Annotated in this window: 13 protein-coding genes; 5 read left to right on the top strand and 8 right to left on the bottom strand. The window is 39.9% G+C overall.

Going from position 1 to position 13,421, the window contains the following annotated elements:
* On the bottom strand, positions 1-216 hold the full coding sequence (locus PARA125_RS04830) for a hypothetical protein (protein ID WP_213157605.1): 216 nt from the start codon (positions 214-216) through the stop codon (positions 1-3).
* 816 nt (positions 217-1,032) lie between these two features.
* Between PARA125_RS04830 and PARA125_RS04825 the strand changes: the two genes are divergently transcribed.
* Positions 1,033-1,587, top strand: a complete 555-nt coding sequence (locus PARA125_RS04825; RefSeq protein ID WP_213157604.1) for a hypothetical protein — start codon at positions 1,033-1,035, stop codon at positions 1,585-1,587.
* A gap of 85 nt (positions 1,588-1,672) precedes the next feature.
* Here PARA125_RS04825 and PARA125_RS04820 read toward each other — a convergent pair whose 3' ends face one another.
* The 4 genes from PARA125_RS04820 to PARA125_RS04805 all read right to left on the bottom strand — a co-directional run bounded on the left by PARA125_RS04820 (position 1,673) and on the right by PARA125_RS04805 (position 5,677).
* Positions 1,673-2,215 (bottom strand): RBBP9/YdeN family alpha/beta hydrolase, encoded by a 543-nt coding sequence (locus PARA125_RS04820; protein WP_213157603.1) that lies wholly within the window; start codon positions 2,213-2,215, stop codon positions 1,673-1,675.
* A 551-nt stretch (positions 2,216-2,766) separates the two neighbouring features.
* Positions 2,767-3,633: a DUF6492 family protein gene (locus PARA125_RS04815; protein ID WP_213157602.1), complete on the bottom strand. Its 867-nt coding sequence runs from the start codon at positions 3,631-3,633 to the stop codon at positions 2,767-2,769.
* A gap of 265 nt (positions 3,634-3,898) precedes the next feature.
* Complete coding sequence (locus tag PARA125_RS04810) at positions 3,899-4,495, bottom strand: hypothetical protein (protein ID WP_213157601.1); 597 nt, start codon at positions 4,493-4,495, stop codon at positions 3,899-3,901.
* A 468-nt stretch (positions 4,496-4,963) separates the two neighbouring features.
* Positions 4,964-5,677 carry a hypothetical protein gene (locus PARA125_RS04805; protein ID WP_213157600.1) on the bottom strand — a complete coding sequence of 238 codons (714 nt, stop codon included), beginning with the start codon at positions 5,675-5,677 and terminating at the stop codon, positions 4,964-4,966.
* A 671-nt stretch (positions 5,678-6,348) separates the two neighbouring features.
* On the opposite strand from PARA125_RS04805, the gene PARA125_RS09780 reads away from it, so the two are divergent.
* Genes PARA125_RS09780 through PARA125_RS04790 form a run of 4 tightly spaced genes read left to right on the top strand, consistent with a single transcriptional unit; the run spans position 6,349 to position 11,757 of the window.
* Positions 6,349-6,672 carry a biotin synthase gene (locus PARA125_RS09780; RefSeq protein ID WP_249274206.1) on the top strand — a complete coding sequence of 108 codons (324 nt, stop codon included), beginning with the start codon at positions 6,349-6,351 and terminating at the stop codon, positions 6,670-6,672.
* Complete coding sequence (locus PARA125_RS09775; protein WP_249274205.1) at positions 6,657-7,019, top strand: biotin synthase; 363 nt, start codon at positions 6,657-6,659, stop codon at positions 7,017-7,019. Before PARA125_RS09780 ends, PARA125_RS09775 begins: the two co-directional genes overlap by 16 nt.
* Positions 7,016-8,317 carry a metallophosphoesterase family protein gene (locus tag PARA125_RS04795; protein ID WP_249274204.1) on the top strand — a complete coding sequence of 434 codons (1,302 nt, stop codon included), beginning with the start codon at positions 7,016-7,018 and terminating at the stop codon, positions 8,315-8,317. Before PARA125_RS09775 ends, PARA125_RS04795 begins: the two co-directional genes overlap by 4 nt.
* A complete protein-coding gene (locus PARA125_RS04790; protein ID WP_213157599.1) occupies positions 8,314-11,757 on the top strand; it encodes an AAA family ATPase in 3,444 nt (1,147 codons plus the stop codon). Before PARA125_RS04795 ends, PARA125_RS04790 begins: the two co-directional genes overlap by 4 nt.
* Here PARA125_RS04790 and ispE read toward each other — a convergent pair.
* The 3 genes from ispE to rpsR form a co-directional block, all read right to left on the bottom strand.
* On the bottom strand, positions 11,723-12,559 hold the full coding sequence (ispE, locus tag PARA125_RS04785) for a 4-(cytidine 5'-diphospho)-2-C-methyl-D-erythritol kinase (protein WP_213157598.1): 837 nt from the start codon (positions 12,557-12,559) through the stop codon (positions 11,723-11,725). The genes PARA125_RS04790 and ispE overlap by 35 nt on opposite strands.
* A gap of 76 nt (positions 12,560-12,635) precedes the next feature.
* Positions 12,636-13,136 (bottom strand): 50S ribosomal protein L9, encoded by a 501-nt coding sequence (rplI, locus tag PARA125_RS04780; protein ID WP_213157597.1) that lies wholly within the window; start codon positions 13,134-13,136, stop codon positions 12,636-12,638.
* Between the two features lie 25 nt (positions 13,137-13,161).
* Complete coding sequence (gene rpsR / locus PARA125_RS04775) at positions 13,162-13,419, bottom strand: 30S ribosomal protein S18 (protein ID WP_213157596.1); 258 nt, start codon at positions 13,417-13,419, stop codon at positions 13,162-13,164.
* Between the last annotated feature and the right edge of the window lie 2 nt (positions 13,420-13,421).

Here is a 13,421-nt window from a genome sequence, read left to right as displayed (position 1 = left end):
TTACTCGAGATAATCTCCATGCTGCAGCCAATGCTCGCTCACATAAAAGCTGCTCAAGAAAACCTTCAGGATGAAATTTTTCATAAAATTCAGTTTTAAGCGCCTCAAATTCTTTTTTGGATTCTTATTTCTTAAATAGGGAAGTTTGTTAATCACTCCTTTTAATGATGGCTCATCGGTCTTATCCATCGCTTTCCCTTGTTTTGCCAAAGCCATAACGCTAAATTCCTACCCCCTTTCTCCCTCGACCTAAGTGAAGGCGTTTTTATTCTACTCCATTGCACAACTTTCACGACATTGATATCCGCGAATTTGAGCCTTACATAAAGCCTAAGATGCGCCTATGACCTATGCTTTGACATCAGCCGACGAATGATGTCAAGAAGGTGCCAGCACAATTTCCTGGGCTTTAATTCCAGCAACGACATCCATTGTGTCTCTAAGGCCACTTGCGAAATCACGCAGCTCGACAATAAGCGAAAACGTAGCGAGGCCCTCCTAAAGCCTAAGATAGGGAGATCATCTCCTGAGAGATGCCCTGTCATTGCCAACGGAGCTGGGGGTGAAAAGAGTGGCAAAGGCACTAGTCCTAGCAGCCACAGGCGCCCCTTTTCCGCTTGAAGGATAACTAGCGCTATGCTCGAGAGGCACACAAGCATATGCCCGTCCAAGTGAAAGATTTTATTGACATACCTTAAAACGCAGCAGACCGAGCAGGGTGGTCTTTCCATGACAGAAATTGGATGGCTATCAAGCAATGCCCAGATGTGTAGGAATCTATTTATTGCCGATACAAAGCCACTCCATTAAATGTTTTCGAGATATTAATAGGGAGATTTAAATGTAATTTCAAATTCACAAGCTTTTTCAACACAACCTCTAAAAAGCCTTTTTGTGAGAAAAATCGTTACAATAGAAAACTAAACTTTCAGCTCTTAATTATTTTTATCTACAAAAAATAAATTTTTAACCTTGTTGCAAAACATGAAAGTTTTTTATAAATTGAAATTGCCTTAACAAAAAGGAGGGCATATGAAAATTGAAAAATCTATAACAATTTGGTTTTTTGTTTTTATCATTATGGGTGAAATACTATCTGGCTCTTTGCATGCTCGTGAAACAGGCTTTGCAATTCCAGATCCCGTTAAAGTGACTCAACTTGTTAACAATGCTTATTTTGGAGCCTTGCGCCTGGGTTATTATTCTGGCCGCTATCTAGACCATAACTTTGGCTTAAGCAGTGTGCATGACGACTCCACAAAACAGAGTTTTACATGGATCACTCAAAGAGGCTCCTACGAACAGCTTCTAGGATATTGGATTTTTAGAGCAAATACATACCAATGTTGGCAAGCTGTTAGGGCTAATGGTCCTCTCATATTATGGAATCCAGAGAGCCATGCCAAAAGTAATCCTGAAGATTGGGAATTATTTGTGTTTGAATATGCCAACCCTGCAGGAACAGAGGTATTTATTAGAAACATACACGGCCGCTATGTCCGTTATGCGAGCCCAGTTTTTGTTTGTGATGCTGATAGAGCAAATGCTGCATCATTTGTTCCGGAGTTTATTCCTGAACTAGACTAAGGTAATTGTAAAGGTCAGAAATTTTTTCTGACCTTTACTCCTTCAAAAAGCTGCAGGCACTTTTAACAAACTCAGCTTATTTCTTCTAAACAAAAAGCTTCGACTTTAAGGCGATGATGCATTCTTTAAATGTGTGATCATCCACAAAATGCCCTCTATCGCTAAATTCGTAATAATCTGTGTGTAATTTATCATGGATATAGCGTGCTTCTTTGATTGGAATATAAGGATCGTCCGTGGAAGCAAATTGGATAATCCATTTCTGATTTTGACGGATCGCTTCCCAATCCCATGGGTCATCATAATAGCCGCTCAATTTTTCTGTTTCACTCCCTAGATCTGTGTAACAGGCTGCCACAAGAACCGAACCAAAAATAGGATATTTTTCAGCATAGCGCATCGCACACACTGCTCCCGACGAATGCCCGATGAGAATGGTGTTTGCATCAGCTCTTAAGTCTTTCTTAAGAAAGGGAAGCCAATACTCGCTCCTTGCTAAAAAATTATCGGGAAAAGTTTTCGCTATAACTGCTACTCCTAGATGCTCCATATTTTTTTTTACATAAGGTAGCCAAATGTCTGTCGCTTGTCCGCCGCCATTGCCGTGAATAAGGATGGTTTTTAACATAGAGATTAGCCTTATTTTTAAAAATTTATTTTTAATAATAATTTATCAAGAAATTTTATTTATTTTTTATTTTTTGTTAAATGCTACCTGATGCTTTCAATTTTTTAAAAGGTTATTTTCAAAAAAAGTTAATTTATTTGTTATTTTTTTAGGTTTAGACAAGTCCTTTTAAATTTATTTTTGGAAAACCTGCCACAACTCAGAAAATTTATTTATTTTTTCTAAGGAATGTGTAGATTTCCAAAGGAGGCTTGCAGGCTTCTTTTGTAAAGGATGCTCTTCTAAAAGAAGAGCTCTTTGGAAATGGATTTAACCAAGAAATTTGTTATTGTTTTTAAAAAAGTTTTGCATGTTGTTCCCTTCCCTCTTTGGATAGCCCATAAACTTGGCAAAGAGCTTTTTACGATTCATGCCTGCCTCGCAGGTAACCTTTAGGAAAGCATCCTTTTTTCTTTTTTGCCAATCAAGGGAGCCTCATCTTTTTTGATAGAGCGGATAAAAACTTTTTCATTTCGAAGAAGCAAAGCAGAGTAAAGCTAACACAAAGATCATCAGCTGCTAAGTCCTTGCCTTGACCAGGCATGGCAGGATACATAGTGATAACCTCGGGCTTTATAACCTGGTAAGTGATCCAAGTTTTTGATGTTTTTCCATTTTAAATGGCGCAATTTAACCTGATCTGTTCGTGAGAAAACAAAATTAAAGTAGATTTCATACTCAGAAGCACCTGAAGCAAATGTACAATCATCACTCACGCAGTGGCAAAAAACTTGCCATAAAGGCATTTGGTGATAAGTTTCTACTCTGTTAAATAGCTCTTCCAGGACGGGAAGCTGTAAAAGCATATGATGGGAGATCCCTGAATATTCCGGATATAAACGCTTCAAGCCTGGCAAGAAACGATCAGCGTGCTCAAAATAGGCTTTATGGTACTCCGAACCAGGATTATAGAGCCCGGCACCTTCTGAGTTTAAAAACTCGACTGGGTTTAAAAAGATTGTATCGGAATCTAAAATTAAAATATTCGAGCTAATATGAGGGATAATAAAAGCAGCATAGTACTTTAGCATCTGTTGATAATACCACCCTACTCTTGGCAATTTTTTAGGAGAGTTTAAAGACGCATCCCCCTTTAAGAGATGGTAGGCGATCTCATCTTTAGTAAAAGGAAATAAAGCTTCGTCAAACCATTCTGCTTGGTCTGTCAAAGGATGGGAAGAGACGACAATCACCCGCCTAATTTGCGAACAATTTGCTTGGATACCCGCAATACATAAATTAAGCGTCTCCACATCTTTTTCAGTGCATGGAATGACTACATCGATAGGTTCTTCTTTAAAATCATAAAGTTGCCCTATCGCTAAGCTGCTAATCAAAGTGAAAGAAACAAAGATAAAAAAATAGATAGAATGTCGCATACTGCTCAAAACTCTGCTAAAATTAACCCAAATAGCTTTTAGCACGTTCCGGATATAAATTAAAAATGCCAAGCGAGCTTTCATTCCAATAAGGAAATATTTTGCCGAAGCTTACAGTAAGGCTACTCGCTCGCCTGAAGGCTCAAGCTTTTAAAGGTGATCTCAAGCTATATTCTTTCTCGTGTGATTCTCTATGGGCAATGCGGCAACTTCAATTCGGACAAATGCAACTTTAGATGGCGTGGCATCTTAGCCACCAAGCAATTTAGTATCCTTGCCTATACTGCTGGGCCTCCCACACAATCTCGTCAAAATTTTTAGCAATCCATGCAGAATGTCCGTATTTCTTTTGAATATAAAAATGTTCTTCAAAAGAAGGGTAAATAGGCAAATGAGCTTCTATTGGATAAATCCCCTGCTTAATCCCTTTAGAAACTATCTCCGAAGCTTTCAAAGAATTACAATATTCCACATATTCAACTGCTCTAACATAGGAAAATTTATCAATCTTTCCAGCTGCGGCTAATGCATCTAGACGTTTTAATTCCCTTGTAGCAACTGCATTGTATAACTCAAAAATAACTGAGCCTATCGTTTCTCCAAAATCTTTTTGATTTACACCATTCACAAAGATTGTGCGATCGTCAAGCCCCCAAAAGGCTCCAAAATCTGCCGACAAAGACTGATTAACGGAAATTTTAATAGGTCCATCTTTCAAAACTGTATTAATTAACTCGCACGCTTCGGGAAGTTGACGTATTGTAATTAAAACTGACTGTAATTGAGGAGCGCAGTCAATAATTGCTTGAAGAGGGTGAAAAAAACAAAATAAAGAGATGGCAGAAATCAATAATTTTAACATGTGGGTTCTCCCATGGCAATTCAAAAGCCCCCATCCTAAATAATTGCTTAGTTAATTAAAAGTAAAAAATTTTAAGAACAAATATAAAAAAACGGGCGTTTTTTAGCCTTCTACACCTATTTTAAAGGCTTTTTACAGAGAAAAGCGTCTCTTTAAAATTTTATTAAAAGTTTAATCGAAAAAGCCTTTAAAAGAAATAAAATAATGAAAAAATTTTGCCAGCCACATTTTTTGTAAGCCTTCCCATGACGCCTACCTGCTTCAGTCTCAATCAAGTTAGCCCCAAGTTGTCTGCTTCCTGGCCATTAATTACTGGCTGTAAGGATGAAAATGAAGATGAAATTCCCTTTATAATTTAAATAACTTAGGGGTACAAAAAAAGATTAATTTTAAATTGTTCTCCTTAGAAGAACTTTAAAACATACCGGCAATTTTAAAAGTATTTATGTACTTAAAGCCAGCTAAGGTTTAATGTTTTGCTCCTGCAGAAAAAGAATTTCCCCCTTTTAACCTTAAAGCAAGCTTATCGCCATCTTCTCGCAATATTTCGATTAAACTGGTTTCTCCTCTTCTTCCTTCCATTTCCAATACAATTTTAGGCAACTGAGATTCCCTATACTCCACAGTGTCTTGGGTCATCTTTTGCCCGCAAGTTGAACGGATTTTTAAAATTTCTCCTTCTTTGATTCCCTTAAATTTAAATAGATAGGTTATTGGAAATATCCCTAAAAGCTCTGCTTTAATAGAAAACGTCTTCCCTCGACTTTTTTTGCGAATCGGTTTTGGCACGTAGGAAATCTCCGAAAGAAGGGTGCCATCCGTTTGATTAAAACGATACCTCACTCGCTCCCCTCGAGCTATTCCCTCAAAATTAAGGCCATAGTTTTTCCCCCTAGCCTCTCTCTCTACAAATACAGTTCCTTTTTCATCAATCTGAATTTTCTCTACTTCTTTAAAAGACAAGGAATCTGGCTGCAAACCTCTTGCAAATGAGATCATAAAGCCTTGATTTATGGGAAAGTTTCTAAAAATGAGCGCATGCTTAGCTGCCCCCAAAGCTCGCTGCTGAGGTGAGGTAGCAACAATCTTTGCAAAAGGTTGAACATCCTGACGGCTCTCTAGAGAACTCATGGCACTAAAAAATAGAGCAATCAAAAAAATTAACTTGGTAAAGATCTTCATAAAAACCTCGCTTTCGTGAACTGTTTTTCAAAAAGGATCCTTAAAATATCGTATTAGGAGATAATAGAAAGGCAATTAAATAAAAGGAAGAAAATAATAAAAAAAATTTGCCTTTAATTTTTTGCCACCTCCCTCACCCAACCATTGGGAAAAGTAGTAAAATCAGAAATTTTGTCGCCAAGGAATTATTAAATAAACCGGCACTTATACGAAAACAAATAAGGGCTCCCTCCTCCGTTATTTGTAGAGTTTTAAGCCAAAAATGGGATGATTATTATCATACGCTATAAATGAAGGGCAATGATATTTGACAACGGCTTAAATTTTTTTAATTCCTTCTATCTTTTTAACGCCTGGCATTCTTATTTTGGTTTCTCATATTGGATGACTTATGAACCATCTCTAGAACCCTTTAATTTTAAGAGAGAAAGCAGCCGCTGTTTTAATCCATCCTCTCGCAAAAAGTTTTAATTTTAAGGATTAAATAAAAGGTACTGCTCGATTAGCTCTTAATAACCTCCAGAGTTCTAATAGTTAACCTAATACCGTTGACTCCTCTTTTCAAAAACTCGATTTAACATTTGCCTTCTGAAAACTGTATTTAGATGCATAATTGGTTGAGAGAATCTCGTTTATTCAGTACGATTCTATCCTTGTCAAGGAGCTCTTTTATGCCATATGTAAGTCGCCATGATTGGACCCGGGAAGAAATTTCATCTATTTATCCCTCCCCTTTATTAGATCTTATCTTGGAAGCAGCAGCCAGAAGCACAAAAAAGGGAGGAAGCCCCCATTTTTGCATGGGTGCCGCCTGCAGGCAAGGCCGCAGTAGCTCCGAATTTGAACGGGCAATTCAGGCGGTTAAAGAAGCAGGCCTTCACTCTTATCACCATAGCTTGGATGCGGGAGAAGAGTTTTATCCTAGCATTATTACACCCAGAAATTATCAAGATCGCCTAAAACTGAGGATCGGATTAGCATGCTACACACTTTAGCAACCCTTCCTACTCATCCTGATTCGGTGCCTATTAACATGCTTGCCTCTGTTAAGGGGACCCCTCTTGAAAGCCAGGCTCCTATTCCAATTTGGGAGATGCTACGCATGATTGCTACAGCCCGCCTGATTATACCTCAAGCAAGGGTACGCTTATCTACTGGACGGCTTCCCTTGTCAGATGCTGAGCAAGCCCTCTGTTTTATGGCTGGAGCTAATTCAGTTTTTATAGGGGATAAGCTGCTCACTACGCCAAATCCCGATTTTGAGCGCGAGCAACATTTACTTAAAATGTTAGGCTTAGTAGGCCAAGCCTCTCGAAGAACCTTTGCCAAAAGAAGGGCATGAATGTGCAAACCATGCTTGATCCTATCCGCTTGCTTTGCTTGGCAGATTTACATTTAGGTCGAAGTTCCTCCCCACTACCTGAAGAGCTGATTCCTAACCAATTTACCCCACGAGCTGTTTGGGAAGAAATTGTCAAGTATGCTTTAGCTATAGAAAATAAAATTGACGCGGTTTTGCTGTGTGGAGATGTGGTCGATCAAGATGATCTCTTTTTTGAAATATTTCGAGTTTTTGAAAAAGGGGTCCAAGCTCTTATCGAGGCTAAAATTCCCCTGATTGCTGTGGCAGGAAACCACGATGCGACTGTTTTTCGAAAACTTGCCCAAACACTTTCCTCACCTTTTTTTCATTTATTAGGCAAAGAAGGAAAATGGGAATCTCTTTCCCTTGCTTTAAATAACCGGATCGTTCGCTTCGATGGGTGGTCTTTTCCGCAGAATCATGTGCCTTATAATCCACTTCACCGTTATCAAGGTGACCTCTCTTCTATCCAGACAGCAGATACGATTATTGGCTTGTTACACTGCGATTGTCCGGGATCAGCCTTGAGCCGTTACGCCCCTGTGAAAGTTCAAGATTTTATAAATTTGCCACCCCAAGTATGGGTGCTGGGGCATATTCACAAGCCTACTGTTCTCAACCAAAATCCCCTGGTTTTTTATTGCGGATCTCCGCAAGGGCTAGATGTGGGGGAAAATGGAGATCACGGGGCTCACCTTTTAGAAATTTTGCCAAATCAGGAACCAAAAAAAACGTTTCTCTCTTTTGCCAAAATCCGTTGGGAACATCTCCACTTCTCTATTGCTCAGGTGAACGCAGAAAATTTTGAGGAAAAAATCATTCAAGAGCTCTCCTCTTTGCATGCCTCGATTAGCAAAAATTCCCCGTTTCTGCAAACAGTGGGATGCCGCTTGACTTTAACAGGCCGCCATCCGGCTTACCAGCAAATCCCAAGTTTTATCCACAAGATGGTAAATCGGGTGATTTTTTCATCTGATTCCGTGGAATACTTTATCGAGCATGTGGAAAACCGCACGCAACCACCTTACGATCTACAACACTTAAGTGAGCTAGCGGATCCAGCCGGCCTTTTAGCAAAACAATTAATCGATTTAGAAAATAACCGACCAGGAACAGATGCCCTTCTACAATCTGCCCGTTTACGCCTGGCTTCCATGCAAGAAAAGTATCCCCCCTTTTCTGCAGCAGAAATTTCTGACGACAAGCTAAAAGTATGGCTTTTGCAAGCTGGATATCAAGCCCTCGATCTTCTCTTAAGCCAAAAGGAAAAGGAATGAAACTTCATTACCTCAACATCCGTCGCATGCCTGGTTTTCTCCAGCAAGGCCTTCGCTATACTCAAGAGCATTTAGCAAATGCGCATATTCATGTGGTTATTGGAGGGAATGGGGCAGGTAAGACAACTACCTGCAAAGCCATTCGAGCCCTTTTATGGCCTTCTCTTTCCCATTCCTTAGAGCCCCTCTCTTTGCATAGCGTATGGATGGAAGAAGACCAAAAAATTGAAATTAGCTTAGAGGGAAAGCATTGGAAATGTATTCCTCATGCAGAGCTACAAAAGCAGCTACCTCCCCCTGCCTACGCCTCTTGCTATACCTTAACGATCGACGATCTTTTCTCTTCTGCAACAGACCAAAATTTTGCGGCAGAAATTGCTAAGCAAGCTCGCGGGGGATATGACTTAAGCCTGGTAAAAAACCATCCTTTTTTTACAATCGGTCGATTTAAAGGAAGATCAGAAAAACAGGAGCTCGATCTGGCTTTAAAAAGCCTTCGTTTAGCGAAGGAACACCAAAAAACTCTCAAACAAGAAGAAGACTCTCTTTTTAAAATTGAGCAAGAAATTGAGGCTGCAAGCCATTCTCAAGCTTTACTTCCCTTTTTAGAGGATGCTTTGCGTTGGAAAGCGCTCGATGAGCTGATAAAAGCTCTAACAAATCAATTAAGCCATTATCCTTCTCAATTGGAAAAATTTAAAGAAAATGATCGAGAGATTTATCAGCAGTTTCACACTCAAAAACAAGAGTACGATCGGCGCCTAAGCAAAACTCAATCAGAGGTCGCTAAAAAGCAGCAATTTCTTCACTCTCTTCCTTTTTCACATCTTGACCTGCCCTCTTCCCAAACTTTAGAGCATATTCAATCTTTATTAGAACATTTAAAAAAAGCTCAAGAGGAAAAAAATCGGGTAGAGCAAGCCCTCACCCAGGCTAACCAGATTCTTCATAAATACCTAACCTTTGCCCATTTGCCAAATATTCCCCCGTTTACTTTGGAAGAGGTCTCGCATGTGCAGCAATTGATGCAAGAGTATGAAAAACTCAGCTTAAAGCGGGATATCTTGCAAACGCGCTTACATGTTCTTAATAGCCACTCTTCTCCCTACCCTCTGGAAAAATTGCGCGAAGGAATAGCCCTATTGAACCTGTGGGGTACCACGCCTTCTTCTCCTTCCATTTTCCATTGGATTACCTGCTCAATGATCCTATTTTTAAGCCTTTTTTTTCTTTTCATCCCCCTACTTTCTAATTTCCCCTGGAAGTGGGCTTTAACTGGCTCGGCATGTGGGTTAGCTACGCTGCTTTTATGGATATGGAAGCCCCCTTATAGCCTTGCCAATCAAAATAAGATAGGGTTTCAAAATCAATATAAAGCTTTAAATTTACCTCTTCCCGATAAGTGGAGTGCCGAGCAAGTTAGGCCTATTTTAAATGAAGTAGAGGGCCATTATGGAAAAGCTTTACGGTATCAAGAGGATACAAGCCTGCGGGATGAACTATTATTTTATGAAAAAAACTTAGAAAATCAATGGGATCAGACTGTTTCGGCGCTCAAGCAATTTTCTTTTGAAAACGAGCAAAATGTTTCCTATCCTGTTCTTTATGAATGCATTAAAAGCATTCTCCTTACCCAGATTGAGATCGAAAACTCCCAACAGCAAGCTGCATCATACAGGCAAAATGAAAAAAGGATTTTGGAAGAGCTGGGCTCATTTTTTCGCTTTTTTGCCCAGGAAGAGCCCACTCCTCATGCATCTGCCTGGCAAATATTCCTAGACATTCGCCACCAGGTTGAACAAATACAAGCTTGCCAAAATCATCTCTCCCATTTACAAGAACAGCTTAATCATCTGAAACAAGATCGGGATAGTTTAGAAGAAAATATCCATGCTTTTTATAAGCGATGTGGCTGCTCTTCAGAGGAACAGTTTCTAGAATGTTTGGATCGATTTCCTAATTACCATCAACTTCTTCAAACCTATCAGCATAAGCAAATTGAGGCAGAGGTTTTAAAACAACGCCTTCTCTTGCATCCCCACCTTTTAAACCTTTCCCATGCTGAGCTTCTAAACATGCAGCAGGCATCTTTGCTTTCTGCTAAAAATTTAGAACCCCTGATCGAAAAAAAAACCGCCATCAAGCAAGCCCTTCAGCTTGCTGAGAATGCTTATCAAATGGAAAATGCCCAAATGAATGTCCTTGAAAAGCAAACAAAATTTGAACAATCATTTGAAGAGTTTGGCTTGGGCATCGCCGGCCAATTTCTTTTAGATAAAATTGAGAGCGATTACCAAAGAGACAGCCAGCCTGAGGTATTTTCAATCGCCAATGAGTGGTTTTCCCGCTTTACAAAGGCCCATTATTCTTTAGTCGTTCCCGAACAAACACCCTCTGGATTTGAATTTCTAGCCTACGATACAAAATCTTGCGAAAGTAAAAAGTTGCATGAGCTTTCGCGCGGAACGCAATCTCAACTCATCCTAGCGGTTAGATTAGCCTTTAATCTTTTCATCGAAAAAGAAAAAAAGCCTCTTCCCTATTTTTTAGATGAGACTTTAAGCGGATCAGACTCCGAGCGATTTCATGAGATTGCTAGATCTCTTTGTGAAATTGCAGCAACCGGCAGGCAGATTTTCTATTTTACTTGCCGCGAAGCAGATGTATATGCTTGGGAACATGTTATCAGTAGCTATGGGAACCTACGCTTTAGCCGTATCCCCTTGTCTTCCATGCAAACTTTAGAAAAAATGATTCCCCTCCCTGTTAAAGCTGAAATTCGAAAACCAGCATCTAAGGAAACTCTTGCTGAATATGCCAGATCTTTTCCAATTTCTCCCATACTCCCACATTTAGGAAAAGGGCATGTACACGTCTATCACCTATTAGAGGAGGCGGAAGAGCTTTATTATCTTCAATATTTGCAAATCCACACTTATGGGCAACTGAAGCAACAAATGGAGCTTGGAAAAATTCAAGGTTGCTTCGGAAACGAAAAGAGTTGGAAAAAAATTACAAGCAAAGGTTCAATCCTTGAGCATTTCTTTGACTACTGGCATGTAGGGAGAGGAAAAGCAATTGATGCTGAAATTTTGACTCGCAGCGGTGTCAGCGATAAGTATTTAAGCTCTTTGCTTGAGATTGCTAAGCAAACTCAATACAGCAGTTCTGCCCTTATTGAAATCTTATCGGCCAAGCAAGACGAGCGTCTGAAAGGTTTTCGACAACAATCGTTATCAAAATTAAAAGAAGCCTTAATTGAAGAAGGATATCTGGATACTCGGCCGCCACTTTCTCCCCAAAATTTTCAGATCCAGCTACTGCAAATCGCAACCCCTTATATTCAAGCTGATATTCTTTCTCTTGATGAGACAACTTGCTTTATCGATAAGCTAAAAGAAAGCCTTAAACTGAATACCAGCTCCCTGGTGAGCGATTGAGAAAAGATGTTTGGCAGTAAAACATCCCTTTAAGCAAATGGATATTTGCATGGCCTAGGCAAAAAAATGCAGACCCACTTCCCGACATCAAGACCGATTTAAACCCTGATTTTTGCAGCTGTCGCTTTAGGTCTTCTAGCATAGGCAAACAGCTAAAAGCTGGCTTTTCTAAATCGTTGACCAAAATAGGCGCCTGTTGTGGGTCCATGAAAGAAGCAAGCAATAAATCGGGGTCTTCCTTGCCAATCTCTTTTAAATCTAATTTGCCATAAATCTGGGCTGTAGCTAACCCCTCCTGCGGCTTAATGATTGTGACAGGTTGATTTGAAAATGGCGCAAGAGATTGCACAATTTCCCCTCGCCCCGTACACAAGGCAGTGCCTTGTGAAAAAAAGAAAGGGACATCCGAGCCAATCTTTTCACTGCTCCTCAATAATTCCTGGGTGGATAGCTTCTTGCCTGTAAGTTCATTAAGCGCCCACAAAGTAGTAGCAGCATTTCCACTTCCCCCCCCTAAACCAGCTTGATGAGGAATCTTTTTTTCTAAGTGAACTTTAATCCCCACAGACAAACCGCTTATGGCTCTAAATAGCTTGGCGGCTTTTAAAATCAAATTTGAGTCATCGGTAGGAATAGAAGGGTCGGTACAAGTCAGTTCATCCCAATCTGCAAGTGAAATATGCAAAACATCCGCTAGCCTAATCGTTTGCATTAAAGTGGCTAAACGGTGATAGCCGTCACTTTGTTTGGAAAGAATTTTCAAAAAAAGATTAATTTTGGCAGGAGAGTAGAGAGTCAGCATAAATAAGCTCTAAAGGTAGGAAATAGCCACTACAAAGAGCTCATCGCTGGGCTCTTTGTAGTAAAAACTCGAGATCTTATTCACTCTTTTCAGCGTTGTCAGCTTCTGCTGCTTGCTGGCTAGCTTCTTCTGAAATCACTTTCAAAGTAAATGATCCTGTGACCCCTTCCTTAAGCTTTACTGGAAGCGTATAAACTCCAAGTGCTTTAATAGGGTGTTTTAAGCCTACAGAACGCTTCTCTAATTCAATTTGATGCTCTGCCGAGAGTAGATGGACAATATCTGTAATAGACACAGAACCATACATATGTCCTTCATGGTCTACTTTTACAATAGACGTTAAAGTGACTCCCGCCAATTGAGCTGCAATTTTTTCTGATTCAGATTTGTCAATAGCAGCTTTCTTTTCTCGCTCTTCTTGCAAACGCGCACGCATTCTAAGGGCTCGTTTATCAGCAAGAACGGCAACGCCTTGGGGTAAAAGGAAATTGCGTGCGTATCCAGGTTTAACGGATACAAGGTCTCCACTGCGTCCAAGGTTTTCTACATCTTCAATTAATAGCAATTTGTGTGCCATGAGACTATCTCCTAATCTTTTAATCTTATACTTCAGCCACAAATGGCAACAAAGCGATATGACGTGCTCGCTTGATGGCTTCTGCTAAACGTTTTTGGTGATAGGCTGAGACACCAGTAATGCGGCGCGGTAGAATTTTACCTCGCTCTGTAATAAACTTGCTGAGGGTATTCACATCTTTGTAATCAATTTCAGTGATCCCCGCAGCAGTAAAAGGACATGTTTTACGCTTACGTGCGCGTTGATCTTTTGAATGCCCACGCCTTGTGTTTCTTGTTGACATAT

The sequence above is a fragment of the Parachlamydia sp. AcF125 genome (assembly GCF_018342475.1).
In the GTDB taxonomy this organism is placed as follows: Bacteria; Chlamydiota; Chlamydiia; order Chlamydiales; family Parachlamydiaceae; genus Parachlamydia.
The sequence above is the reverse complement of the archived record's forward strand: the minus strand, read 5'-3'. Positions and strand labels throughout refer to the sequence as shown.